Annotated in this window: 25 protein-coding genes and 1 riboswitch; of the genes, 12 read left to right on the top strand and 13 right to left on the bottom strand. The window is 64.1% G+C overall.

Going from position 1 to position 23,002, the window contains the following annotated elements; translation table 11 throughout:
• Positions 1-7: 7 nt before the first annotated feature.
• A complete protein-coding gene (locus EN804_RS15875; RefSeq protein WP_127279851.1) occupies positions 8-310 on the bottom strand; it encodes a metalloregulator ArsR/SmtB family transcription factor in 303 nt (100 codons plus the stop codon).
• Between the two features lie 50 nt (positions 311-360).
• Between EN804_RS15875 and EN804_RS15870 the strand changes: the two genes are divergently transcribed.
• Complete coding sequence (locus EN804_RS15870) at positions 361-1,302, top strand: threonine/serine dehydratase (RefSeq protein WP_135920192.1); 942 nt, start codon at positions 361-363, stop codon at positions 1,300-1,302.
• 213 nt (positions 1,303-1,515) lie between these two features.
• A complete protein-coding gene (locus EN804_RS15865; protein WP_135920190.1) occupies positions 1,516-4,110 on the top strand; it encodes a TIGR02302 family protein in 2,595 nt (864 codons plus the stop codon).
• 25 nt (positions 4,111-4,135) lie between these two features.
• On the opposite strand, the gene EN804_RS15860 is transcribed toward EN804_RS15865, so the two are convergent.
• Entirely contained in the window at positions 4,136-5,011 is an 876-nt protein-coding gene (locus EN804_RS15860) for a LysR substrate-binding domain-containing protein (protein ID WP_127280878.1), read from the bottom strand.
• A gap of 222 nt (positions 5,012-5,233) precedes the next feature.
• Here EN804_RS15860 and EN804_RS15855 point away from each other — a divergent pair, with 222 nt between their 5' ends.
• Positions 5,234-6,181 (top strand): DMT family transporter, encoded by a 948-nt coding sequence (locus EN804_RS15855; RefSeq protein ID WP_135867558.1) that lies wholly within the window; start codon positions 5,234-5,236, stop codon positions 6,179-6,181.
• Here the strand turns inward: EN804_RS15855 and EN804_RS15850 are convergent, their stop codons facing one another.
• The 3 genes from EN804_RS15850 to EN804_RS15840 all read right to left on the bottom strand — a co-directional run bounded on the left by EN804_RS15850 (position 6,182) and on the right by EN804_RS15840 (position 7,839).
• Positions 6,182-6,553 (bottom strand): response regulator, encoded by a 372-nt coding sequence (locus EN804_RS15850; RefSeq protein ID WP_167531492.1) that lies wholly within the window; start codon positions 6,551-6,553, stop codon positions 6,182-6,184. It lies immediately after the preceding gene.
• A 76-nt stretch (positions 6,554-6,629) separates the two neighbouring features.
• The gene (hpt, locus tag EN804_RS15845) at positions 6,630-7,172 is read right to left on the bottom strand and encodes a hypoxanthine phosphoribosyltransferase (protein WP_127279434.1); all 543 of its coding nucleotides are present in this window, start codon (positions 7,170-7,172) and stop codon (positions 6,630-6,632) included.
• A gap of 22 nt (positions 7,173-7,194) precedes the next feature.
• Positions 7,195-7,839, bottom strand: a complete 645-nt coding sequence (locus tag EN804_RS15840; protein ID WP_135920188.1) for a hypothetical protein — start codon at positions 7,837-7,839, stop codon at positions 7,195-7,197.
• A 190-nt stretch (positions 7,840-8,029) separates the two neighbouring features.
• On the opposite strand from EN804_RS15840, the gene ftsE reads away from it, so the two are divergent.
• From ftsE to EN804_RS15825, 3 genes are all read left to right on the top strand, one after another.
• Positions 8,030-8,689, top strand: a complete 660-nt coding sequence (gene ftsE / locus EN804_RS15835) for a cell division ATP-binding protein FtsE (RefSeq protein WP_010911739.1) — start codon at positions 8,030-8,032, stop codon at positions 8,687-8,689.
• Positions 8,682-9,668 (top strand): ABC transporter permease, encoded by a 987-nt coding sequence (locus EN804_RS15830; RefSeq protein WP_135883481.1) that lies wholly within the window; start codon positions 8,682-8,684, stop codon positions 9,666-9,668. The genes ftsE and EN804_RS15830 overlap by 8 nt, the downstream gene beginning before the upstream one ends.
• A gap of 109 nt (positions 9,669-9,777) precedes the next feature.
• Positions 9,778-10,503 carry a YdcF family protein gene (locus EN804_RS15825; protein WP_135914894.1) on the top strand — a complete coding sequence of 242 codons (726 nt, stop codon included), beginning with the start codon at positions 9,778-9,780 and terminating at the stop codon, positions 10,501-10,503.
• Positions 10,504-10,510: 7 nt separating this feature from the next.
• Here the strand turns inward: EN804_RS15825 and EN804_RS15820 are convergent, their stop codons facing one another.
• From EN804_RS15820 to EN804_RS15810, 3 genes are read right to left on the bottom strand one after another with little or no spacing between them, the layout of a single operon-like run.
• Positions 10,511-11,143 (bottom strand): pyridoxamine 5'-phosphate oxidase family protein, encoded by a 633-nt coding sequence (locus EN804_RS15820; RefSeq protein WP_135920186.1) that lies wholly within the window; start codon positions 11,141-11,143, stop codon positions 10,511-10,513.
• A 20-nt stretch (positions 11,144-11,163) separates the two neighbouring features.
• On the bottom strand, positions 11,164-11,634 hold the full coding sequence (locus EN804_RS15815; RefSeq protein ID WP_135920184.1) for a DUF1348 family protein: 471 nt from the start codon (positions 11,632-11,634) through the stop codon (positions 11,164-11,166).
• 59 nt (positions 11,635-11,693) lie between these two features.
• Complete coding sequence (locus tag EN804_RS15810) at positions 11,694-12,245, bottom strand: peroxidase-related enzyme (protein WP_135920181.1); 552 nt, start codon at positions 12,243-12,245, stop codon at positions 11,694-11,696.
• A 101-nt stretch (positions 12,246-12,346) separates the two neighbouring features.
• On the opposite strand from EN804_RS15810, the gene EN804_RS15805 reads away from it, so the two are divergent.
• Together EN804_RS15805 and EN804_RS15800 are read left to right on the top strand one after the other, a co-directional pair.
• Positions 12,347-13,252 (top strand): LysR family transcriptional regulator, encoded by a 906-nt coding sequence (locus EN804_RS15805; RefSeq protein WP_127872219.1) that lies wholly within the window; start codon positions 12,347-12,349, stop codon positions 13,250-13,252.
• A 78-nt stretch (positions 13,253-13,330) separates the two neighbouring features.
• The gene (locus tag EN804_RS15800) at positions 13,331-14,134 is read left to right on the top strand and encodes a 1-acyl-sn-glycerol-3-phosphate acyltransferase (RefSeq protein WP_127280817.1); all 804 of its coding nucleotides are present in this window, start codon (positions 13,331-13,333) and stop codon (positions 14,132-14,134) included.
• Positions 14,135-14,137: 3 nt separating this feature from the next.
• On the opposite strand, the gene EN804_RS15795 is transcribed toward EN804_RS15800, so the two are convergent.
• From EN804_RS15795 to EN804_RS15785, 3 genes are all read right to left on the bottom strand, one after another.
• Positions 14,138-14,764 carry a LysE family translocator gene (locus tag EN804_RS15795; protein ID WP_135920178.1) on the bottom strand — a complete coding sequence of 209 codons (627 nt, stop codon included), beginning with the start codon at positions 14,762-14,764 and terminating at the stop codon, positions 14,138-14,140.
• 92 nt (positions 14,765-14,856) lie between these two features.
• Positions 14,857-15,804 (bottom strand): aldo/keto reductase, encoded by a 948-nt coding sequence (locus EN804_RS15790; RefSeq protein ID WP_135920176.1) that lies wholly within the window; start codon positions 15,802-15,804, stop codon positions 14,857-14,859.
• A gap of 122 nt (positions 15,805-15,926) precedes the next feature.
• Complete coding sequence (locus EN804_RS15785) at positions 15,927-16,448, bottom strand: gamma-glutamylcyclotransferase (RefSeq protein WP_135920174.1); 522 nt, start codon at positions 16,446-16,448, stop codon at positions 15,927-15,929.
• Between the two features lie 151 nt (positions 16,449-16,599).
• Between EN804_RS15785 and EN804_RS15780 the strand changes: the two genes are divergently transcribed.
• Positions 16,600-17,598: a DUF2125 domain-containing protein gene (locus EN804_RS15780; RefSeq protein ID WP_135920171.1), complete on the top strand. Its 999-nt coding sequence runs from the start codon at positions 16,600-16,602 to the stop codon at positions 17,596-17,598.
• Positions 17,599-17,603: 5 nt separating this feature from the next.
• Positions 17,604-18,533, top strand: coding sequence for a sugar kinase (locus EN804_RS15775; protein ID WP_135920169.1), 930 nt, complete (start codon positions 17,604-17,606; stop codon positions 18,531-18,533).
• Here the strand turns inward: EN804_RS15775 and EN804_RS15770 are convergent.
• Positions 18,530-19,465 (bottom strand): prephenate/arogenate dehydrogenase family protein, encoded by a 936-nt coding sequence (locus tag EN804_RS15770; RefSeq protein ID WP_189343785.1) that lies wholly within the window; start codon positions 19,463-19,465, stop codon positions 18,530-18,532. The two genes, EN804_RS15775 and EN804_RS15770, sit on opposite strands and share 4 nt — an antisense overlap.
• A 22-nt stretch (positions 19,466-19,487) precedes the next feature.
• Positions 19,488-20,597, bottom strand: a complete 1,110-nt coding sequence (gene hisC, locus EN804_RS15765) for a histidinol-phosphate transaminase (RefSeq protein WP_127278632.1) — start codon at positions 20,595-20,597, stop codon at positions 19,488-19,490.
• A 137-nt stretch (positions 20,598-20,734) separates the two neighbouring features.
• Positions 20,735-20,812, top strand: a riboswitch (SAM riboswitch).
• Positions 20,813-20,933: 121 nt separating this feature from the next.
• Between hisC and EN804_RS15760 the strand changes: the two genes are divergently transcribed.
• Together EN804_RS15760 and metW are read left to right on the top strand one after the other, a co-directional pair.
• On the top strand, positions 20,934-22,103 hold the full coding sequence (locus tag EN804_RS15760; protein WP_127872217.1) for a homoserine O-acetyltransferase: 1,170 nt from the start codon (positions 20,934-20,936) through the stop codon (positions 22,101-22,103).
• Between the two features lie 58 nt (positions 22,104-22,161).
• Positions 22,162-22,776 carry a methionine biosynthesis protein MetW gene (gene metW / locus EN804_RS15755; RefSeq protein WP_027143503.1) on the top strand — a complete coding sequence of 205 codons (615 nt, stop codon included), beginning with the start codon at positions 22,162-22,164 and terminating at the stop codon, positions 22,774-22,776.
• Positions 22,777-23,002: the final 226 nt, after the last annotated feature.

Here is a 23,002-nt window from a genome sequence, read left to right as displayed (position 1 = left end):
CGCGATGCTATAGCCGGTTCTGGATGAGCGCCCTTGTGTCGGCGATCCTGTCCTCGTCACGGCGGTAGAAGGTCCATTGCTTGATGCGCTTGGTTCTGAGCAGGCCGGCCTGGGTAAGCACACGCATATGCTCGGAAAGCGTCGCCTGCGTGATGCCGAGCTTCTCGGCGATCAGCAGCGCGCAGACGCCGTCCTCGACCAGATCGCCATCCGCCTGTGCCCGGAAATGCGCACGCGGATCCTTGAGCCAATCAAGAATCTGTAGCCTGCGTTCGTTGGCGATCGCCTTGAAGACATCAACCTCTTGCATTTAGCCATTTTGCCAAGTTACTAATTGCTGTCAATCCCGAGGAGATTTTGATGTCGCAGGGCAACACCGTCACACGCGAACGCATTGCCGCGATGGAACCGCGTATCCGCCCTTATGTCAGGCACACGCCGGTGCTGCGCATCGACATGGCCGACTTCGACCGGCCGCCACTGGCGGTCGACCTCAAGCTCGAATGCCTGCAGCATTCCGGCTCGTTCAAGGCGCGCGGCGCCTTCACCAACCTTCTGGAGCGGCCGGTTCCCGACGCCGGCGTCGTTGCCGCGTCGGGCGGCAACCATGGCGCCGCTGTCGCCTACGCCGCCATGCGGCTTGGGCACAAGGCGACCATCTTCGTTCCCGAAGTGAGCCCGGAGGCCAAGCTGGACCGCATTCGCGGCTATGGCGCCGACCTCGTCGTCGGCGGTGCCCGCTATGCCGAAGCGCTGGCCGCCAGCGAACGTTTCGCCGAGGAAACCGGCGCCCTGCAGATCCACGCCTTCAACCAGGAGGAAACGTTGATCGGCCAGGGCACGCTCGGGCTCGAGATCGAAAGCGATCTGCCTGAGATCGACACGCTGCTGGTCGCCGTCGGCGGCGGCGGCCTGATCGGCGGTATCGCCGCCTGGTATGCCGGCCGCATCCGCATCGTCGCCGTCGAGCCCGAGGGCGCGCCGACGCTTCATCGCGCCTTCGAGGCCGGCCGTCCGGTCGACGCGCCGGCCGAAGGCATCGCCGCCGATTCGCTTGCGCCAAAGCGCGTCGGCGAAATGATGTTCCCGATCGCCGAAGCCTTCGTGGAACGCTCCATCCTGGTCAGCGATGACGACATCATCGCCGCCCAGAAGGCGCTCTGGAACCGCGTGCGCATCATCTCGGAACCAGGTGGGGCCGCCGCCTTCGCCGCGATCCTGTCCGGCCGCTACGCGCCGACGCCGGGCGAACGGGTGGCCGTGCTGGTCTGTGGTGCCAACGCAAACCCCGCCAATTTCTGATCGCAACCATTTCGGCCGGCTTCACGTTTTCTCAAACCGCCTCGCCTTTGCCGTGTTTGCTGGTATTCTTCGAGTCGTGAGGCTTGGGCCATCCTGCCCCGCCCCACGGCATGGTCCCGAAAACTCGAATCCGGTTTTCGGAACAGATCATGCTCAAGGAGATAGAGCCCATACCGGTCCTTTCAGGACGGAACAGAGCTCTAGGAAGGGCCGATGACGCAACGACCCATCTTCAGCAACGATCGCGGCCTGGCCGGACGCCTTGCCTTGAGCCGGCTGGCGACGCGGATCGCGATAATGGTCGAGCGTGGCTGGCCGCTGCTGCTCCCGCTCATCATTGTCGTCGCTCTCTTCCTCAGCGCCTCCTGGTTCGGCATTTTCCCCCGGCTGCCGGATGTGGTGCGCGTCGGCCTTGTCGCCCTGTTCGGCCTGGCAGGGCTGGCCGCGCTCTATCCGCTGCGCTTTTTCCGCATGCCTGGCGCCGCCGAGGTCGATCGCCGCATCGAGGCCGCCAACAAACTGCTGCACAGCCCCGTACAGGTGCAGAGCGACCGGCCCAGCGGCCAGGAAAGCAGCTTTTCGCAGGCGCTCTGGCGCGAGCACCAGAAGCGCATGGCTGGAAAGCTCGACAGTCTCGGCGCCGACCTGCCACGCACGCGCGTGCCGGAGCGCGACCCCTGGGGACTTCGCGCCGTGGCGGCGCTGCTGCTCGTCACCGCCTTTGCCTTCTCCTTCGGGCCGACCGGCGGCAGGATAGCAGACGGTTTCAGCGCACATGGCACGCTCGACGCCATGCCGCCGCGCATCGACGCCTGGGTGACGCCGCCGGCCTATACCGGCAAGCCGCCGATCTTCCTGACCGCCGACGCCAACCAGGCGACGCCAACTTTCCACGTCCCCGAGGGTAGCGACGTCTCCTTGCGCGTCACCGGAGGCTCGGGCGAGGAAACGCTTGCCTATGCTGACCAGGACGGCAACGCCCGCGCCATCGACCCGGCCAGCCCGCAAGCCGCCGCCACGGCCAAACCGGCCGCAAGCCCGGCACCGTCCAAGGTGCGCCAATTCACCGGCAAGCTGACTGGCGATGGCATGCTGACGCTGAAATCGGGCGACGACCAGCTTGGCCGCTGGGCCTTCGCCGTGATCCCTGACAAGCCGCCGCAGATCCGCTTCGTCGGCGAGCCCAAGCGCGCCGCCAACGGCGCCTTCGAGCTCAACTACCAGATCGACGATGACTATGGCGCCGCCACCGCCAAGGCGGTCTTCGCGCTGGCCGATCCGCAGGCGCCAGGTGCGCATCCGCTCTATGGTCCGCCCGACATGCCGCTGACGCTGCCGCGCCGCGGCGGCAAGTCGAATGCCGCCCGGACCACGAAAGATCTGACCGAGCATGTCTGGGCCGGCGGCAGCATCAAGCTGACGCTGGTCGCCACCGACGACGCCGGACACACCGCGTCCAGCGAAACCAAGACGCTCTCGATGCCCGAGCGGCCATTCGCCAACCCGCTGGCGCGCGCCGTGATCGAACAGCGCCGCCTGCTCGCGCTCGACGCCAATGCCAGGCCGCGCGTGCTCGACCTGATGGACGCCATCACGCTGCGGCCTGAAGACACGTTCGACAACATGTCCCACTACCTCGCCATCATGAGCGCGATGAGCCGGCTGAAACTGGCCGGGAACGATGATCAGCTGCGCGGCGAGGTCGCCTATCTCTGGGAAATCGCGCTCGGCATCGAGGAGGGCAATCTATCGGCCGCCGAAAAGCGGCTGCGCCAGGCGCAGCAGGCGCTCCAGGACGCCATCAAGAACGGCGCCAGCGACGCCGAGATCGAGAAGGCGATGAAGGAACTGCGCGAGGCGATGAACCAGTTCCTGCAGGAATTCGCCGAACGCGCCAAGCAGAACCCGAATGCGCCGCAGATGCAGCAGAACGGCCAGGAACTGCGCCAGAGCGACATCGACCGCATGATGGACCAGATCGAGAACCTGGCGAAGTCGGGCGACCGCGACAAGGCGCAGCAATTGCTGTCGCAACTGCAGGACATGATGAACAACCTCCAGGCCGGCCGCCAGCAGCAGGGCGGTGAGCAGGACAGCCAGATGCGCCAGCAGATGGACAAGCTCGGCGAGATTTTGCGGCGCCAGCAGGAGATGATGAACGACACGTTCCGCATGGACCAGATGCAGCGCGGCGAGCGACAGCGTGGCAAGAATCGCGACGAGCAGCTCGGCGAAGGCAGCGGCGAGAACCAGGACAAGCCAGGGGTTGGCGAGGACCGCGATCCGCTCGCCAGGCAAAAGCCGATGACGCCGCAGGAATTCGCCGATGCGCTGAAGCAGTTGCAAGAAGGCCAGGGGCAGCTGAAAAGCGATCTCGAACAGCTGAAGAAGGGCCTCGAAGGCATGGGCATGGAGCCCAATGAAGGATTTGGCGAAGCCGGCAAGTCCATGGGCAGCGCCGAGCAGGCGCTTGGCGAGGGTCAGGGCGACGAGGCCGTCGGCCACCAGGGCCGGGCGCTCGAGGCGCTGCGCAAGGGCGCCAAGGACATGATGAAGCAGATGCAGGCCATGCAGGGCGACCAGGGCGGCAGCCAGGAAGGTGGCCGTCAGCAGGACGCCGACCGTGACCCGCTCGGCCGGCCGCGCGCCAGCCAGGGTCCCGATTTCGGCGATTCGGTGAAAGTGCCCGATGAGATCGACGTGCAGCGCGCGCGCCAGATCCTGGAAGCGATCCGCAAGCGGCTCGGAAACGCGCTCAGCCCCGATATCGAGCGCAGCTATCTGGAACGGTTGCTGGAACTGAAATAGTAAACGGCGGAGCAACCGAAGACGTCTATGACGCCGGTTGGACCTGCCTGTTGACGAACGCCTCGCGGATCGCCTCCTGCATGCCGTCGATCGCTTCACCGGAAGCGTTCGGGTTGCGGTGCATCACCACATTGGAGGAATCGATGTCGCCAAACCCATCCGCGGACGTCAGTTCGCGGCAGTCCGCCGGAATGTTGCTGCGCGAAATCGGCGCGATCGCCAACCCTGAGGTGACGGCAAGCTTCAGGCCGCCATTGGTGTCACTGGTATAGGCGACGCGATAGGCAAGGCCGCGCTGCTCCAGCGATTTGATGGCGAAGTCCTTGCACCAGCCGGCGCGGTTGTAGAGCGCGATCGGCAGCGGCTGTTCCTCATGCATGTGATGCAGGTTCGACGTCACCCACACGGTCGGGTCGTGCATCAGCACCTCGCCGCCGGAAAGGTCCTGCCACTCGAAGACCACGGCGAGATCGAGCTCGCCCGCGGCGAGCGCCGCGACCTGCGCCCACGAATGGGCGTAGCGCACCGTGACTTCGACCTTGGGATGGCGCTTCGAGAATGCGCCGAGCGCGCGCGACAGGATGGCGTGGCCATATTCCTCCGGAATGCCGATGCGCACCGGCCCGCCCAGCGGCGCCGCCGCCATCGACGCAGCCGTCTCGTCGAGCAGCGAGACGATGCGGCGGGCATTGACGATGAGTTCGCCGCCACGCCGCGTCAGTGCGACGCCACGTGAACCGCGCTCGAACAAGGTGTCGCCGACCAACTCCTCGAGCTTCTTCATCTGCATCGACACGGCCGACTGGGTGCGGCCGGCCTGTTCGGCGGCCCTCGTGAAATTGCCGGCCTCGGCGATGGCCACGAAGGTACGCAGGAGATCGCTGTCGAGGGTTGGCCGCATGGCATCCATCATAAGTAAATTTGATTGCTGGCATCATTCCAATTCGTTTGCAACATGTCAAACGTCGACCGATAGTCGCCTCACCCATTGGATATGCAGCCGCGAAATCGGCTGCGGACCAATCGAAGAGTCCTCACTCGTGCCCGCTGCCCGAAAACGGTGGCGGGTTCTTTTTGATCTGGACAGGGGTGCCGGATCGTATGCGCGGGAGCCTGAACACGGATGCACAATAGGATGGTGCGCGGCATCCTGAGCCTGTGCCTGGGCGTGCTGGTGTTCTCGCTGCAGGACCCGCTCGTCAAAGCCGTGTCGAGCGGCTATCCGGTGACCGAGGTGATGGCGATCCGCTCGATCGTCGCCTTGCCGATCCTGATAGTTCTCGTCCACGCCGATGTTGGCTTGCGGGCCATCCTGTCGCGGCGCTTCGGCCTGCTGACCATACGCGCCTTCATCCAGTTCACCTCCTACACGGTCTATTACCTGGCCATCGCCGCCCTGCCGCTGGCCGACGCCGTGGCGCTCTATTTCATGGCGCCGCTGTTCATCATGGCACTGGCCGGGCCGTATCTTGGCGAACGCGTTTCCTGGCGGACGCTGGCGACCGTGCTGATCGGATTGCTCGGCGTGGTCGTGATGGTGCGTCCAGGCGCTGGGCTGTTCGATTGGGCGGCCTTGCTGTCGCTGGGCTCGGCGGCGCTCTACGGCTTCTCGCAATTGATGGCCCGCAAGATCGGCGACACCGAATCGTCTACCGTCATGGCCTTCTACCAGAACGGCGCCTATCTCGTCGGCGCCGCCGTGGTCGCCGGCACGTTCCACCTCGCCGGCATAACCCACGCCGTCCATCCGAGCCTCGAATTCCTGGTGCGGCCGTGGATCTGGCCGTCACTGCCGGATTTCCTGAAAATGGCGGCGTGCGGGTTCGTCGCCTCGGCCGGCATGATCCTGCTCTCGCAAGGCTACCGGCTGGCACCGGCCAACCGCGTCGCCACCTTCGAATATACCGGCATCCTGTGGTCGCCGCTGTGGGGTTTCCTGTTCTTCGCCGAGGTACCACGCTCGACAACCGTGATCGGCGCGGCGCTCATCATCGGCGCCGGCCTGCTGGCGCTCAACACCGAGCGGCGGACCGCTCCGGCGCCGGCGCTTGTCGCCAGGGATCCAGCCTGATCAGGCGAAGCAGATCAGCGCCCGTTCGACGCGCGAACGGATCTCGGCCAGCGTGAAGGGCTTTTGCACGACATCGAGGATGATGCCGTTCAATTCCTCGGCGCGCTCGCGCTGGTCGGCATAGCCGGTCATCAGCATGATCTTCATCGCCGGGAAAAGCGCCGCGGCCGCAACCGCCATCTCGATGCCGTCCATCTCCGGCATGCGGATGTCGGAGACGACGAGATCGTAGCCGCCGTTTGCGGCGCGGATCAGCGAAAGCCCCTGCGCGCCATCGGCGGCGATATCGATTGCGTGGCCGGCGCGTTCGAGCGCGCGGGCTGCCAGGGTGCGGACGGACTCATCGTCCTCGACGATCAGAAGCTTTGCCATGGCCGGCATATTTGGCGGTGAAAAGTTGACTTTTCCTGAAGGCGGGACGGGTCAGCAAGTCTTTTTGGGGAGTGGCTCAAACGTCGCCTTTGACGACACCCACGAACGGCAATTCACGAAAGGCGTGCGCAACGTCCATGCCATAGCCGACGACGAAATAGTCGGGGCAGTCGAAGCCGACATAGTCGGCATTGAGCGCGGTCTGGCGGCGCATGCGCTTGTCGAGCAGCACGGCGATGGAACAGCTTTTCGCGCCACGCGACAGCATCAGGTCGCGGGTGAAGCTCAGCGTCTTGCCCGATTCCAGAATGTCGTCGATCAACAGCACGTCGCGGCCGGCAACCTCGTTGTCGATGTCGCGCAGCACCCTCACCTCGCCGCTGCTGGTGCCGGCGCCATAGCTGGAGATGAAGATGAACTCGACTTCCGGCGACAGGCCGACATCGTGCATGGCCCGGATCAGGTCGGCGGCGAAGATGAACGAGCCTTTCAGCACCGAAATCACCAAGAGATCATGATAGTCGTGCCCGGCGATCTCCTTGGCGAGTTCGAGATTGCGCCGCGCGATCGCCGATGCCGAAAACAGGACTTCGATGTCCTTGCCGCGTACGATGGGCATTGATGGTCTTCCCCGGTGTCGCCTACTTGGCGAAAGTAACCAAAACGGTTCTTACGCCGTTCTTAGGCACGTCGAGCCGGCTGGCAAAGCCGAATCTTTCGCCCGACGCCAGCGAATGGCCGGATGTCCCCAACGTATAGCGGGTCGTGCGCCCGTCATTGCCCGTCACCCGGATTTCGAGCGGCGGCAGGGTCGCGGGGCTTGTTCCGTCATTGGCGGCCTCCCCATCGACGAACAGCACCGGATTGGCGCCCGAGACGTCGACGCGTGAGGTGACGCCTGAAATGGTCAGCGCCGACGCTTGCGCGCCGGCCAGGAACGGCGCCTGGCGCACCAGCGCGTGGCCACCGGAAACCCAGAACGCGGCAAGGGCTGCACCGATGCCGGCGATCCAGAAAATCGGACCGCCGCGCGAGGCCGGCCGCTGCTCCGCCGGCGCTTCCGGCTTGCGCAGCATGTCCATGCCCTCGATGGGCGGGGTGAGAATCAGGCGCGGCAGCGGCGAAACGTTTTCGACCGGTGAAACGGGCCGCGACACCACAACATAGTCCGCATCGACGATATCTGCCGCCGGACCGCGCACGATCCGGTCCGCCATGGCAATTGCCGGCGGTTCGGTCATGATTTCGCCGGAAACCGGGCGCGCGGTTCGTTCCTCAGCCATCATGGCCCCAGCATTGCGGCACGTTCGCTTTTCGTTTCTTTTGCGTAAACACAAATGGTTAACGCTTCCCCACCGGAGCCCTCTTGAAGAGCCGAAACAAGCCAGGAATTAACCGCCGGTTAACCATGCCGGCCGATGGTCTTTTCACAGAACAGGCTGGCTCGCCGCGGCCAGGAACCTCAGGTCGTCGAAATTGATTCGCTTCGAAAATGTCGGCCTCCGCTATGGCATGGGTCCGGAAATCCTCCGCGACATCTCCCTGCATATACCGGAGCGCTCCTTCCAATTCCTGAGCGGGCCTTCGGGCGCCGGCAAGACGACGTTGCTGCGCCTTTTGTTCATGTCGCTGAAGCCGACGCGTGGGCTGATCACCATCTTCGGCAAGGACCGCTCCCGCATCTCACGCACCGAGCTGCCGCACCTGCGCCGGCGCATCGGCGTGGTGTTCCAGGATTTTCGCCTGCTCGACCACATGACCACTTACGAAAACGTCGCTTTGCCATTGCGCGTGCGCGGGCGCGAGGAGGCGAGCTACCGCACCGACGTCACCGAGCTCTTGAAATGGGTGGGGCTCGGCGAGCGCATGCATGTGCTGCCGCCGGTCCTGTCAGGCGGCGAGAAGCAGCGCGCCGCGATCGCGCGCGCCCTGATCGAACAGCCGGAAATCCTGCTCGCCGACGAGCCGACCGGCAATGTCGATCCGCCGCTGGCGCGGCGCCTGCTGCGGCTGTTCATCGAGCTCAATCGCCTCGGCACCGCGGTGGTGATCGCTACCCACGATCTCGGCTTGATGGAACAGGTCGACGCGCGCCGCATGATCCTGGCCGGCGGAAGGCTGGATATCTATGACTGATCTGTCCGCCGAGCATTTCGAAGAGCAGGACGCCGAGGCAGCCGTCGCAAGACCGCGCGCCCAGCGCAAGATGGCGCCGATCGTGCCGGCGCAGAACATTGCCGGCCGCGCCTTGGTGCTGGTCATCGCCATCATGACCTTCCTGTCCTGCCTGACCTTCGGCGCGGTGACGCTGGTGCGCGATACGGCCTCGGTATGGGAAAACCAGATTTCGCGCGAGGCGACCATCCAGATCAAACCGACCGACGGCCTCGACATGGAGGCAGCGCTTACCCAGGCTTCGCAGATCGCCAGCGAATTCCCCGGCGTGAAGTCGACCCGGATCATCGACCGCGAAGCGACCGCCAGGCTGCTGGAGCCCTGGCTAGGTTCGGGCCTCAATATCGACGACCTGCCGGTGCCGCGCCTGATCATCGTCACCATCGACGAGAACAGCCCGCCAGACTTCGCCGCCATGCGCGCCGCGATCGCGCCGAAACTGCCGAGCGCATCGCTCGACGACCACCGCACCTGGGTCGACCGGCTGGTAGCCATGGCCCGCACCACGGTGACCATCGGCATCGCCGTTCTGGCCCTGATGCTGTCGGCAACCGTGCTGACGGTGGTCTTTGCCACCCGCGGCGCCATGGCCGGCAACGGCCACATCATCGAGGTGCTGCATTTCGTCGGCGCCGAAGCGCAGTTCATTGCGCGCGAATTCCGCCGGCATTTCCTGGTCACAGGCATGAAGGGCGCGGCTGCCGGCGGAGCGGCGGCGGTGCTCGTCTTCATCGTTTTCTCCTGGTGGTCGTCGCGCAACATGGCAACACCACAGGCCGATCAGGCAACCGCTTTGTTCGGCAACTTCGCCATCGGCTCGGCGGGTTACCTGGGTGTCGTCCTGATGGTGCTGGTGATTGGCGCGCTGACGGCGGCGACCTCACACGCCACCGTCGTCGCCTATCTCAGCGACATCGACGTTCGCCAACCCGACGCATGAAAGGAGTTCGTCTTGGCGTGGATGGAACGAGCGCGATCACGGATGGAGAATTTGCGTAACGCAAAGTGCGTCTTTTACCTACCAAACGCCGCATTTCGGGATTAACCATATGGCTATGGACGTGCGGGATTCGACCGGGACGGCTGGACAGCTGCCAGTGGTGGTTGCCCGTTGGCGCGGCCATGGCAAGGTTAGCCGTTTAAGGACCGCCCTGCGTCTCTTCGCTCTCTCCCTGCTTATGCTCGCAATGGTGTTCGCTGGCGGCTTCGGCTGGTTTGCCAGCAAGGTCAGTCACCTGACCACGCCCGCCAACCCGGCCAAGGCCGATGCCATCATCGTGCTGACCGGCGGCCAATCGCGGCTCGACGCCGCGATGGAACTGCTCGCGTCCGGTAAGGGCGAGCGGCTCTTGATCAGCGGCGTCCATCCCTCGGCCAGCCGTCGCCAGCTTCAGGCGGCGACCGGCGGCGACAAGAAACTGTTTTCCTGCTGCGTCGACATCGATCGGGCCGCGCTCGACACGATCGGCAATGCCGAGGAGAGCGCCAAATGGGTGGAAAACCATGCCTATGGCACCGTGATCCTGGTCACCAACAACTATCACATGCCACGCAGCCTGCTGGAGATGGGACGGCTGTTGCATGGCGCCAAGCTTGAGCCCTATCCGGTGGTCAATTCCAATCTCGACAATGGCGGCTGGCTGACCAAGCCGCGGGCGTTGCGGGTGCTGTTCACCGAATACACCAAATATCTGCTGGCGCTGGCACGTGGTATTATCCCGGTGAAGCCGACGCCCGAAGGCATCGCGCTGGCCGAAACCGCCGCCGGCGGCTGAGCCCGCGTCATTCCTTGGCGCCAGCCCCCGAAACGCCCTTGAGGCGCGCGATCTCCTGTTCAAGGTTCTGGATGCGCCGGTCGCGCTCGGCAAGCGCCGCCGCCACATCAGCCGCCTCGAAGCGCTGCGGTATATGTTGCGGGCAATTGGCGTCCCACGCCGAGACGGTGAACAGGATGACCTGCTCGGGACGCGCCTTGTAGTCCGGCGGCATCAGCCTCGCTGTCAACTCGGCATCGTCTTCGACAATGCGTGCCGTACCCCAGATCTTGATGCGCTGGCGCATCATGTAATCAATCAGGAACAGGAAGGCCCTCGGATTGTCGGCCAGATTGCCCTGCGTGATGAACTGCTTATTGCCCAGAAAATCCGCGAAGCCGACCGTCTTCTCGTCAAGCACCTTGAGAAAGCCGGCAGGGCCGCCGCGGTGTTGGATATAGGGCTGGCCATCGCCATTGGCAGTCGACAGGAAGACGCTGGTCTGCATTTTGATGAAAGCGGCAAGGTCCGGTGTGATCGCCGATTGCCAGCCGCCGCGCTCCTCGACGCGGGCATAGGACTGGCGCGAACCCTTGCGCGCCTGGATCGCCTTGACTGTCGGCGTGAAGGCGACATCGCTCGTAAAAGCGTGTGCGTTCATCGAGACCTCCTTACATGTTTCTAGAGCCCGAGCTCCGACAGCGTCGGGTGCTCGTCCGGCCGCCGGCCGAGCGGCCAGTGATATTTGCGCTCGGCCTCGGCAATCGGCAGGTCGTTGATGCTGGCGATGCGCAGGCGCATCAGCCCGTGCTCATCGAATTCCCAGTTCTCGTTGCCATAACTGCGGAACCATGAGCCGCTGTCGTCGTGCCATTCATAGGCGAAGCGCACGGCGATGCGGTTGTCGTGGAAGGCCCACACCTCCTTGATCAGCCGGTAGTCGAGTTCGCGGCTCCATTTGCGGGTCAGGAAGGCCTGGATAGCATCACGCCCTTGCAGGAATTCGGCGCGGTTGCGCCAGCGGCTGTCCGCCGTATAGGCAAGCGCAACCCGCGCCGGGTCGCGCGAGTTCCAGGCATCCTCCGCCATGCGCGCCTTCTGGGCTGACGTCTCGGCGGTGAAGGGTGGAAGCGGCGGGCGGCTCTCAGACATGGGATTCCTCTGCGGCATGAAGGGTTGGGACCGACGGGCACCGCCACTCCTATCCGGATTCAGGCAGCATCTCGGGCGCAAACAACCGGAAAATCAATGTCGGTCTGGGCAACCTCATTGATATAGTTGGTCCAGACGTTCAGGGCGACATGCTGGACGATCTCGATGATCTCCCCATCGTCATAGCCTGCGAGCCTGACAGCGGCGAGATCCTCCTGGCCGACCTGTCCTCGGCTTTGCGCAACGCTGGCGGCAAAACGCACCGCCGCAGCTGCCTTGGGGTCCGAGGAGCCGCCGTGGCGGTTGGCGATCATCTCGGCATCGTCGAGCCTGGCGAGCGTCTTGCCGAGATAGCTGTGCGCGGACAGACAATAGTTGCAGCCATTGATCTCGGCGATCGCCAGCGCGATGCGCTCGCGCGTCGGCGCCGCAAGCCGGCCCTTGGCCAAAGCTCCCATCATGCCGAGATAACCTTCCAGCGCGGCCGGACTGTTGGCGACCATCCGAAACAGGTTCGGCACGACACCGAGCTGTTTTTCCATGGCCTGCAGCATCGGCTGCGCGGCGGCGGGAGCGGTTGCGATCGACGAAGGCGTGGCAATGCGGGGCATGAAGATTTCCTTGTTGAGATGCCTCGCTTATATGCAGCCTTCCATGTTGCGGATGTAGATGCCATATTTGCAATCAACCCTTCCATTTTCTGGAAGAAATGATGGATCGTCTTGAAGCCATGTCCCTTTTCGTCGCGGCGGCGGAAGGCGGCAGCCTTTCCGCCGCCGCGCGCCGTTCGGACGTTCCGCTGGCAACGGTCAGCCGCAAGGTCTCCGAGCTGGAGCGGCACCTGAAGACACGGCTGTTGAACCGCTCGACGCGGCGGCTCACACTGACCGATGCGGGCCATGCCTATCTCGCGGCCTGCCGCCGCATTTTGGACGAGGTCGGCGACGCCGAACGCACCGCCGGCGGCGAATACAGCGCCCCGACAGGGGAATTGATCATCACCGCGCCGATTGTCTTCGGCCGCCTTCACGTTCTGCCCGTCGTCACCGACTTCCTGGCCGCCTATCCCCTGGTGGATATCCGCCTCACGCTCGGCGACAGGATAAGCCAGTTGGCCGAGGACCATATCGACCTCGCCATCCGCATCGGCAGGCTGCCGGATTCGCGCTTGGTCGCCATAAGGGTCGGCTCGATCGGTCATGTTGTCTGCGCAAGCCCGGCCTATCTGGCCGCGCACGGCATTCCACGGACCCCTGGAGAGCTCGAGACGCACAGCTGCATCACCTTCGAGGGCCTTGGCTCGCTTGCCACCTGGACCTTCAGCGTGGACAAGGCTGATTTTATCGTACCGGTCCGCTCGAGGCTCCGGGTCAACACCGCCGAGGCGGCGATCGATGCGGCGATCGCCGGTGTCGGATTGACGCGGGTGCTTTCCTACCAGATCGTTGCCGCCGCACGATCAGGAACACTGCGCCCCGTGCTCGGGGATTTCGAACCCGAGCCTTGGCCGGTAAACCTGGTGCATGCGGGCCAGGGCCGGCTGCCGGTGAAACTGCGCGCCTTCCTCGACTTTGCCGCCCCACGCCTGAGGGAACGCCTGGCGCAGGCAACCTGGTAGGACGGGCAGCATCGCACCGTTTCCTTTTTCCCCGCGCTTGGTGTAACCAACGCACACTTCCTCACCGGACCTCCCTCCATGCTCTATGTCAGATCGCTGGCGTTCAATTTCGTCTTCTACGTCAATCTGATCGTCCAGATGATCCTCTGGACCCCCTACTATTTCCTGTCACCTCGCCACCGTGCCTGGTTCGTGCCGAAATTCTGGTCGCGCACCTCGATGTGGCTCTATGACAAGATCGCCGGAACGAAGAATGACATCACCGGGCAGGAAAACCTGCCCGAGGGTTCGTTCATCCTGGCGCCCAAGCACCAGTCGTTCTGGGACGCTATCGCCTTCTTCCCTTACCTCCAGGACCCGCTCTACATCCTGAAGCGCGAGCTGACCTGGATCCCGTTTTTCGGCTGGTACATCTTGAAGATGCGCATGATCCCGGTGCATCGCGGCAGCCGCTCCAAGGCCTTGAAGGCGGTGGTCGCCGCGACCAAAGAAGAAATGGCGCGCAACCCGCGCCAGTTGATCATCTATCCCGAGGGCACGCGCCGGGCGCCGGGCGACGAGCCGGCCTACAAATACGGCATCGTTGAAATCTATTCGCAGCTTGGCGTTCCGGTGGTGCCGGTCGCCCATGTCGCCGGCCTCTACTGGCCGCGCCGCAAGTTCCTCCGCTATCCCGGAACCATCAAGGCACGCTTCCTGCCGCCCATACCGCCGGGTCTGGGCAAGGAAGAGTTCATGGCGCGGCTGATCGGCGAGACGGAAGCCGCCTGTGACCAGCTTCTTGTCGAGGCATCACGCGCGCCCAACCCGCCGGCCCTGCCGACAACGGCGGCAAAGCGGTTGCGGGAACTCGGCGCGAAGCTTGACGGCTCCGCGGCCTGATCGTCAACCGTACACAGCCAGCACCGTGGTCAACAGCAGCGTCGCGGCAAAGACCAGATTGATGATCCGCGAGGCGACAGGCCTGCGCAGGAAGCGTGCGAACGCCGCGCCGGCAACAAGCCACACGGCGTGGATGACGACGATCATCACCGCCAGAACAGTCAGTTTCGTCCACAGGCCGAGCTCGACATCGCCCTTTCTCGACGAGGTGCCGGCGAACACGGCAGCGATCGCCACATAGGCCTTGGGGTTGGCGACCGCCAGGAGAAATCCAGCCAGCCAGGTTGGGCGCGAAGCCTCGGCGGCGCGTGCGGCCAGCGCCGGCGCGGTGGCGATCTTGAAGGCGAGATAGAGAATGTAGGCCGCCGACGCGACAACCAGCAACGGCGCCAGCTTCGGCATCGACCCAAGCACCGCCATAACCCCGGTCGCCACAACCAGCAGCACGGCGATCGTGCCTAGGACGATGCCGCCGGTGTAGCGAAGCGAATCGCGCAGGCCGAAGGCGGCGCCGACGGCGGTAACGCTTATCGTCGCCGGCCCAGGGCTGCTCATGACGACGGTGGCGGCCAGCAACAGCGCAAGCAATTGGCGCCAAGGCTCCGGCTGCGAAAGAAGCGATCCGTCCATCTGGTCCTCCGCCCTGAGCCCGTGCGAAGGACGGTATGGCAAGGCATGAGGATCGTCTTGGACGTTCGTGCGTCCCGTCTTGCCGGCAGCCCTCAGGCGCTGGCTTTGTCGAGCTCGGCCATATCGTCGGCGCTCAACTTCAACGACACCGCCCTGATCAGGCTGTCCATCTGGCTTGGCTTGGTGGCACTGGCGATCGGCGCGGTGACGCCCGGCCGCGCCATGGCCCAGGCAAGCGCCACTTCCGCCTGCTTGGCCGAATGCCTGGCGGATACGGCGTCGAGCGCCGCCAGAATGCGCGTGCCGCGTGGATTGAGATAGCTGCCGACATCCTCCCCGCGCTCGCTCTGGCCAAGATCGGCTTCCGTGCGGTACTTGCCGCTCAAGAAACCTTTGGCCAGGCTGAAATAGGTGATGACGCCGACATCCTCGGCCACGCAGAGGTCGCGCAGCGGGCCATCGAAGGAGGAGCGGTCGTAGAGATTGTATTCCGGCTGCAGCACCTCGTAGCGCGGCAGGCCGCGCAGGCTTGCCACGTCAAGTGCAGCACGCAACTGGCCGGCATCGAGGTTGGAACAGCCGGCATAGCGGATCTTGCCCTTGGCGAGCAGTTTCTCATAGGCGCCGAGCGTTTCCTCATAGGGCGTCGTCGGATCCGGCCAGTGCGACAGATAAAGATCGATGAATTCGGTCTGCAGCCGCTTCAGCGATGCATCGACGGCCTTTTCAATATAGGCGGCGGACAGATCCTTGTGGCCCTGCCCCATATCCGAGCCGACCTTGGTGACCACCACGACCTTGTCGCGATTGCCGCGGTCCTTCATCCATTTGCCGATGATGGTTTCCGATTCACCGCCCTTGTTGCCGGGAACCCAACGCGAATAGGCGTCGGCCGTATCGATGGCATTGAGGCCCGCGCCGACGAAGCGGTCGAGCAGATCGAAGGAGGTCTTCTGGTCAGCGGTCCAGCCGAAGACATTGCCGCCCAGAACCAGCGGCGCGATGGAAAGGTCGGTGCGACCGAGACGGCGTTTCTGCAAGACGGATCTCCGTGATGATTGGGGCCGGGCGATGCCGCCCGCTGGCTGGTTCGGAGCCTAACCTAGGTCTTGCCGCATCGAGGTCAAAGGCCCTGGCCACCGTTTTCCGCAGAGCCAGCGCTTCACAAAGACGCTATCCCCCGTTTCACCTCCTCCAGCCAGTGGTCGCGGATGCCCAGTGCTTCCAGATGCTTCAGCGTACTCAGCACATAGTCCTCGTTGTTGCCCGATCGGCCGACCGCGCCACGCACCACGGCCGCTGCATCCGCCGCGTCCATCGCCCCGGCATATTGCTCATGCTTGCGGTCGACGATGTAGGCCACGGCCTCGACCGCGCCGCCGCCGTCGAGACGAACCTTGAGCGTCCGCTCGAGATAGACGCTGGTGACAAGCTCGCGCTCACGCAGATAGGCAATGACCTCGTCGCGCAGTTCGCCGGGCACGCGGAAGGCGAGGCCGACGCAGGACCCGCCATGGTCGAGGCCAAGCACCAGTCCCGGACGCTGACGCGTGCCGCGGTGCACGAAGGAATAGATGCAAAGCGAGCGGCGATAGCCATGCAGGCGGGCACGCCGTGTCTCGACATGCGCGAAACCGGGCCGCCAGATCAGCGAACCGTAGCCGAACACCCAAAAATCGCCCATATCACCGCGCCTGATTGCAAAAGAATGGCAACACCGCACCGGAAACCGGTGTTTTTTCCGCCCGTGTCCGTCTACCTATCGTCTCTGTCCACTGGTGTTCCCGGAATCGAGAATCCGTTCACACCATCCATGCGTTAATGAGAGCCAAAGCATGACGTCAAGTGACGAACGCCGACCGGGTAACCGTCGCCGCCTATGGTGGCTTGCTGCGTTCATCCTGGTGCTGTTCGCCATATACAGCGCCGGCTGGTTCTATCTGGCCAACAGGGTCAGGTCGGAGGCCGACAAGGCGGTTGCCACGCTCAATAAGAGCGGCATCCAGGCTGGCTGCGCCAACCTCGAGGTCAGTGGCTATCCGCTGAGCTTTGCCGTCTCTTGCGACAATCTCGCCTACGAGGACGATGCCAAGAACATTGCCGCCTCGGCCGGCTCCTTCAATGCCACCGCCCAGATCGTCCAGCCCTTGTCGCCGGTTGCCAATCTGCGCGGTCCGCTCCGAACCTCCGTCCCGGGCATGATGCCGCTCTGGATCGACTGGGACAATCTGCAGGCCAACGTCAAACTGTGGTATCCGCTGCCGCGGCGTATAGCGCTGCAGGCCGAGGGCCTGTCGGGCCAGACCGACCCGGCCGACGACACCGATCCGGTCGAGTTGTTCAGTGCCGGCAAGGCATCAGGCCAGTTGCAGCCGAATGGCGCGGATCTCGACTATGTCGGCAGCTTTGGCGATCTTGAAATCGATCCCGACGCGATCGGCGGGCGCGTGCTGCCGGCGCTCGATGCCAGCGGCGACGTGACACTGAAGAACGGCGTGGCACTGGTCGGCACGCAGGTGAAAAGCCTGCGCGGCCAGAGGATCGAAATCCGTAATCTCGATCTGTCGTCGGGGACGGGGCGTGTCACCGTTTCCGGACCGCTGTCGGTCGATGCAGAAGGCCTGGTCGATGCCGATCTGATGATCAGGATCAAGGATCCGAAGGCCGTGGCATCCATCCTTGCCGGCGCCGTGCCCGAGCAGAAGAATGCGATCGAGCAAGGTTTTGGCGCCCTGGCTCTGCTCGGCAGCGAGCCGTCGATGCCGCTGAAGGTGGTCAAGGGCAAGGCCTCGCTCGGCTTTATCCCGCTGGGCAAGATCAAGCCGGTGCAATAGCACCCATGGCAAGACCCGTGAGGCTCTTGAGTGTTGGAGCGCTGACGCTGGACACCATCCTGCGCGTCGAGTCGCTTCCGACGCATCAGGGAAAATTCATCGCCTCGGACGGCGTCCAGATCGCCTCGGGCATGGCCACGAGCGCGGCCTGCGCCGCACGTCGTCTCGGCGCCGAGATATCGCTATGGGCGAGTGCTGGCGACGATCCTGTCGGCGATCAGCTGATCGCTGGAATCGAGGCCGAGGGCGTCGATTGCAGCCATGTGCGCCGCGTCAGCGGCGCACGCTCGGCGCTGGCCTCGATCCTGGTCGATGCGCATGGCGAGCGTATCATCGTGCCGTTCTACGACACGCGCGCGCAGGCTGATCCCGAAGCCTTGCCGTTTCCCGACATCACGGCGTTCGATGCCGTGCTGGCCGACGTGCGCTGGCCGGGTGCAGCGGCACTTGCCCTGAACGCGGCGCGCGTCGCGGGCAGGCCGGCTATCCTTGATGCCGATATCGCGCCGCTGGCGGTGCTGGAGCAACTGTTGCCGCTGGCCTCGCACATCGTCGCCTCCGAACCGGCAGTGCGTATCATCTGCGGCCACGCGTTGGATCTGGAGACCGCTTGCGAGGATCTCGCCTCCAGCACCGACGCCTTCGTCGCGGTCACCGGCGGCGCGGCGGGTACCTGGTGGTTCGATCGAAGCGCCGGATCATCCCGCCATGTCGAGGCGCCGAGGATCAAGGCGGTCGACACGCTGGCCGCCGGCGATGTCTTTCATGGCGCCTTTGCCGTTGGGCTGGCGGAAGCCATGGCGATCGAGCACGCACTGCGCTTTGCGAGTGCCGCCGCCGCGCTCAAATGCCTGCGCTTCGGCGGCAGGCTGGGCGCGCCGGATCGGGCGGAAACGCTCGCCATGATGGCAGCGACCTGGCCTGAAACAGCTTAGCTCTTTGCCGGATGCTCGACCGCCTGGCGGCCAAAGTCCGGCGCGTCGATATCCTGGCCCGCCTCGATGATCGAGCGGCGCACGGCGCGGGTGCGGGTGAACAGGTCGAAGAGTTTGTCGCCATCGCCCCAGCGGATCGCGCGCTGCAGGAACGCCAGATCTTCCGAGAAGCGCGCCAGCATTTCCAGGATGGCATCCTTGTTGTGCAGGCACACGTCCCGCCACATGGTCGGATCGGAGGCGGCCAGACGCGTGAAATCGCGAAAGCCGGAGGCGGAATATTTGATCACTTCCGTCTTGGTCACCGATTCCAGGTCGTCGGCGGTGCCGACGATGTTGTAGGCGATGATGTGCGGCAGATGCGAGACGATGGCCAGCGTCATGTCGTGATGCTGCGGATCCATCGTGTCGATGTTGGCGCCGCAGCGGCGCCAGAATTCCGACAGCCGTTCCAGCGCCTCCGGATCGGTGCCCGGCACCGGCGTGAAGATGCACCAGCGATTGTCGAACAGGTCGGCAAATCCGGCATCCGGGCCGGATTTTTCGGTACCCGCCAGCGGATGGCCGGGAATGAAATGGACGCCCTCAGGCACATGCGGCTGCATCTGCGCGATGACTGAGGCCTTGGTTGAGCCGACATCGGTGAGGATCGCACCTTTTTTTAGCGCCGGCGCAATCTCCTGCGCCACCGCACCGGATGAGCCCACCGGCACCGAGACGATGACCAGATCGGCATCACGCACAGCTTCCCTGGAATCGGTGGTGTAGGAATCGCCTAGTCCCAGTTCCTCGGCTCGCTTGAGCGTTGCCACACTGCGCGTCGAGATCGCGACATGGCGAGCCAGGCCTTCGCGGCGAATGACGCGGGCCAGCGACGAGCCGATCAGGCCGATGCCGACCAGCGCGATTTTTTCGAACATCGGTGATGCCATGGTGTGTAACTTTTCAGGCGTTCTAGCTTTTCAGGAATGTCTTGAGCGCGGCGACAACGCCGCGATTGGCCTCTTCGGTACCGACGGTCATTCGCAGCGCGTTGGGAAAGCCGTAGCCTGAAACGCGCCGCAGAATATAGCCGCGCGCGCTCAGATAATCATCCGCCGCAGCCGCCGAATGCCTCTGGTCGTCGGGAAAATGAATGAGCAGGAAATTGCCGACGCTGGGCGTCACGCGCAGTCCGAGTCCAGTCATCTCCTCGCTCAGCCAGGCGAGCCAGGTCTCGTTATGCGCCACGCTGCGCTCGACATGGGCGCGGTCGCGGATCGCGGCGATGCCGGCCTCGATCGCGGTCGCATTGACGTTGAAGGGGCCGCGCACGCGGTTGATCGCATCGACAATGTGCATCGGACCATACATCCAGCCGATACGCGCTCCGCCGAGACCGATCTTGGAGAAGGTGCGGGTCATCACCACGTTCTCGGCGCTGCCGGCCAGCTCGATGCCGGCTTCGTAATCGTTGCGGCGGACATATTCGGCATAGGCCGCGTCCAGCACCAGCAGCACGTTTTTCGGCAGTCCGGCATGCAGGCGACGCACCTCCTGGAACGGCACATAGGTGCCGGTCGGATTGTTGGGATTGGCCAGGAACACGATTTTCGTGCGCGGCGTCACAGCCGCCAGCATCGCATCGATGTCGGCGCGCTCGTCGGTCTCCTTGACCACGACCGGGGTGGCGCCGGCCGACTGGATGTAGATCTTGTAGACCATGAAGGCGTGTTCGGTGAACATGGCCTCGTCGCCGGGCGCGAGATAGGTCTGTGCCAACAGGCCAAGGATCTCGTCGGAACCGTTGGAGCAGATGATGTTCTGCGCGTTGAGGCCATGCACCTCGGCGATCGCCTCGCGCAACCGCCTGGCGGTGCCGTCGGGATAGATGTCGAGTTTGCCGGCGACCTCACGCGCGGCCTCGATCGCCTTCGGCGACGGGCCAAGCGGGTTCTCGTTCGACGACAACTTGTAGACCTTGGCGACCCCGGCCGGCGCCGTGCTCTTGCCGGGCACATAGGCGTCTATGTCCATGATGCCCGCGCGGGGGGTTGGACGTGCCTGATCCGGTGTCTGGTTCATGTCTTGCAAAATCCGTCGAAAATGCCTCCATCCGGAAGCCGCTGCGGAAATACAAGCCATGGCCGGCAATGTCGAGAGGCGGCACTAGTGCCAGCCGCCGCCATTGACGGCGAGGCGGGCGGGTTCTAGAAGTGCGGTGACAGTTCCGTGGTGATTTGGCCGGTCGGCTTGCAGCCACGTTAAACAATTCGCTAAAGGGCCGTTTGCGTGACGTAACCGGCTTTGCGAAGGCAATGCCGGTTTTTTATTGTCCGCTACCGGCCCGGACGACCGCATCGGCGCCGCGAAAATCAGCGGAGATTTTCGCAAGAAACGATGCAGCAAGAGAGATTAGGAATGGCCGCTCTGCGCGCAGCAAGGACCAACAACGAGGTCGACAATCCGTCGAGCCTGGTGTTGCGTTTCGGACCCGACAAGCCGCTCAAGCTCGATGCCGGCACGGTGCTGTCGCCGTTCCAGATCGCCTATCAGACCTATGGCGTTCTGAACGATGCCCGTTCCAATGCCATCCTCGTCTGCCATGCACTGACCGGCGACCAGCATGTCGCCAACACCAATCCGGTGACCGGCAAGCCAGGCTGGTGGGAAGTGCTGATCGGCCCCGGCAAGATCATCGACACCAACCGTTTCTTCGTCATCTGTTCCAACGTCATCGGCGGCTGCCTTGGTTCCACCGGGCCGGCTTCGACCAACCCCGCCACGGGAAAGCCCTATGGGCTCGACCTTCCTGTCATCACCATCCGCGACATGGTGCGTGCGCAGCAGATGCTGGTCGACCATTTCGGCATCGAGAAGCTGTTCTGCGTGCTGGGCGGCTCGATGGGCGGCATGCAGGTGCTGCAATGGGCGTCGAGCTATCCCGAGCGGGTGTTCTCGGCACTGCCGATTGCCACCGGCGCGCGCCATTCGTCACAGAACATCGCCTTCCACGAGGTCGGGCGGCAGGCCGTGATGGCCGATCCGGACTGGCATGGCGGCAAATATTTCGAGCACGGCAAGCGCCCGGAAAAGGGGTTGGCGGTGGCGCGCATGGCCGCCCACATCACCTATCTGTCGGAAGCCGCCCTGCACCGCAAATTCGGCCGCAACCTGCAGGACCGCGAAGCGCTGACCTTCGGCTTCGATGCCGATTTCCAAATCGAGAGCTATCTGCGCCACCAGGGCATGACCTTCGTCGACCGCTTCGACGCCAACTCCTACCTCTACATGACACGGTCGATGGATTATTTCGACCTTGCCGCCGACCATGGCGGCCGGCTGGCGGACGCCTTTGCCGGCACGAAGACCCGCTTCTGCCTGGTGTCCTTCACGTCGGATTGGCTGTTCCCGACCGAAGAGAGCCGCTCGATCGTGCACGCGCTCAACGCCGCCGGCGCCTCGGTTTCCTTCGTCGAGATCGAGACCGACCGCGGCCACGACGCCTTCCTGCTCGACGAGCCGGAACTGTTTGCCGCCATCAACGGCTTTATCGGTTCGGCCGCGCGCGCCAGGGGGCTCGGCGCATGACCCCGAAACGTTGCGGACTTTTCGGACCATCGTCATGCGCCACTCAGGAGGCGAAGCCATGAGCGTCAATGGCAGCCAGCGTGTCGACCTTGAGGTCGTCGCCAACCTCATCCCGCCGCAATCGCGCGTGCTTGACGTAGGCTCCGGCGACGGCTCGCTGCTCGAATTGCTGCAGGAAACCAAGCAGGTCGACGGCCGCGGCCTTGAGCTTTCGCAGCGCGGCGTCAACGAATGCGTGGCGCGCGGCCTCTCGGTCATCCAGGGCGATGCCGACAAGGATCTCGAATTCTATCCCGACAAGGGTTTTGACTTCGTCGTCCTGTCGCAGACCCTGCAGGCTACCCGCAACCCGAAGCTGGTGCTCGACGAACTGCTCCGGATCGGCAATCGGGCGATCGTGTCCTTCCCCAATTTCGGCCATTGGCGGGTGCGCCTGTCGCTGTTCGTCAAGGGCCGCATGCCGGTGACCAAGGATCTGCCCTACTCCTGGTACGACACGCCCAACATCCACTTCTGCACCATCCGCGACTTCGTCAATCTGTGCGAGGAGCTTGGTGCGACGGTGGAAAAGGCGACCGCGCTCGACGCCAACGGCCAGAAGATCGGCCTGTCGATGCCCTGGTGGTTCTGGAATTTCTTTGGCCAGCAGGCGGTGTTTTTGTTGAAGCGATAAGGCTGCCGTCGGCCTCCTACGCGAGGATATCCGTGGGCTTGTGCGGATGTTCCACGCCGTCGGCCAACACCACATGGACGCAACCGCCAAGAGCTTCCGCCAATTCCAGCGGTGGCAAAAGTGTTGCGGTTGAAGCGCTAGGCGCCGGAATTCACCATTCCCTTGTCGTCAGAACGACGGCACAATGGGTGACATAACAGGTTGTTTTTTGTAGCGTCGCACTTAA

The sequence above is a fragment of the Mesorhizobium sp. M8A.F.Ca.ET.161.01.1.1 genome, assembly GCF_004792105.1.
Classification (GTDB): Bacteria; Pseudomonadota; Alphaproteobacteria; order Rhizobiales; family Rhizobiaceae; genus Mesorhizobium.
Note: the sequence above shows the minus strand (reverse complement) of the source record. Positions and strands in the feature narration are given on the sequence as shown.

Excerpts from the sequence above, each read along its gene's own strand:
- EN804_RS15875 (WP_127279851.1), bottom strand. The coding sequence starts at position 310 with ATGCAAGAGGTTGATGTCTTCAAGGCGATCGCCAACGAACGCAGGCTA.
- EN804_RS15870 (WP_135920192.1), top strand. The coding sequence starts at position 361 with ATGTCGCAGGGCAACACCGTCACACGCGAACGCATTGCCGCGATGGAA.
- EN804_RS15865 (WP_135920190.1), top strand. The coding sequence starts at position 1,516 with ATGACGCAACGACCCATCTTCAGCAACGATCGCGGCCTGGCCGGACGC.
- EN804_RS15860 (WP_127280878.1), bottom strand. The coding sequence starts at position 5,011 with ATGCGGCCAACCCTCGACAGCGATCTCCTGCGTACCTTCGTGGCCATC.
- EN804_RS15855 (WP_135867558.1), top strand. The coding sequence starts at position 5,234 with ATGCACAATAGGATGGTGCGCGGCATCCTGAGCCTGTGCCTGGGCGTG.
- EN804_RS15850 (WP_167531492.1), bottom strand. The coding sequence starts at position 6,553 with ATGGCAAAGCTTCTGATCGTCGAGGACGATGAGTCCGTCCGCACCCTG.
- hpt (WP_127279434.1), bottom strand. The coding sequence starts at position 7,172 with ATGCCCATCGTACGCGGCAAGGACATCGAAGTCCTGTTTTCGGCATCG.
- EN804_RS15840 (WP_135920188.1), bottom strand. The coding sequence starts at position 7,839 with ATGATGGCTGAGGAACGAACCGCGCGCCCGGTTTCCGGCGAAATCATG.
- EN804_RS15830 (WP_135883481.1), top strand. The coding sequence starts at position 8,682 with ATGACTGATCTGTCCGCCGAGCATTTCGAAGAGCAGGACGCCGAGGCA.
- EN804_RS15825 (WP_135914894.1), top strand. The coding sequence starts at position 9,778 with ATGGCTATGGACGTGCGGGATTCGACCGGGACGGCTGGACAGCTGCCA.
- EN804_RS15820 (WP_135920186.1), bottom strand. The coding sequence starts at position 11,143 with ATGAACGCACACGCTTTTACGAGCGATGTCGCCTTCACGCCGACAGTC.
- EN804_RS15815 (WP_135920184.1), bottom strand. The coding sequence starts at position 11,634 with ATGTCTGAGAGCCGCCCGCCGCTTCCACCCTTCACCGCCGAGACGTCA.
- EN804_RS15810 (WP_135920181.1), bottom strand. The coding sequence starts at position 12,245 with ATGCCCCGCATTGCCACGCCTTCGTCGATCGCAACCGCTCCCGCCGCC.
- EN804_RS15805 (WP_127872219.1), top strand. The coding sequence starts at position 12,347 with ATGGATCGTCTTGAAGCCATGTCCCTTTTCGTCGCGGCGGCGGAAGGC.
- EN804_RS15800 (WP_127280817.1), top strand. The coding sequence starts at position 13,331 with ATGCTCTATGTCAGATCGCTGGCGTTCAATTTCGTCTTCTACGTCAAT.
- EN804_RS15795 (WP_135920178.1), bottom strand. The coding sequence starts at position 14,764 with ATGGACGGATCGCTTCTTTCGCAGCCGGAGCCTTGGCGCCAATTGCTT.
- EN804_RS15785 (WP_135920174.1), bottom strand. The coding sequence starts at position 16,448 with ATGGGCGATTTTTGGGTGTTCGGCTACGGTTCGCTGATCTGGCGGCCC.
- EN804_RS15780 (WP_135920171.1), top strand. The coding sequence starts at position 16,600 with ATGACGTCAAGTGACGAACGCCGACCGGGTAACCGTCGCCGCCTATGG.
- EN804_RS15775 (WP_135920169.1), top strand. The coding sequence starts at position 17,604 with ATGGCAAGACCCGTGAGGCTCTTGAGTGTTGGAGCGCTGACGCTGGAC.
- EN804_RS15770 (WP_189343785.1), bottom strand. The coding sequence starts at position 19,465 with ATGGCATCACCGATGTTCGAAAAAATCGCGCTGGTCGGCATCGGCCTG.
- hisC (WP_127278632.1), bottom strand. The coding sequence starts at position 20,597 with ATGAACCAGACACCGGATCAGGCACGTCCAACCCCCCGCGCGGGCATC.
- EN804_RS15760 (WP_127872217.1), top strand. The coding sequence starts at position 20,934 with ATGGCCGCTCTGCGCGCAGCAAGGACCAACAACGAGGTCGACAATCCG.
- metW (WP_027143503.1), top strand. The coding sequence starts at position 22,162 with ATGAGCGTCAATGGCAGCCAGCGTGTCGACCTTGAGGTCGTCGCCAAC.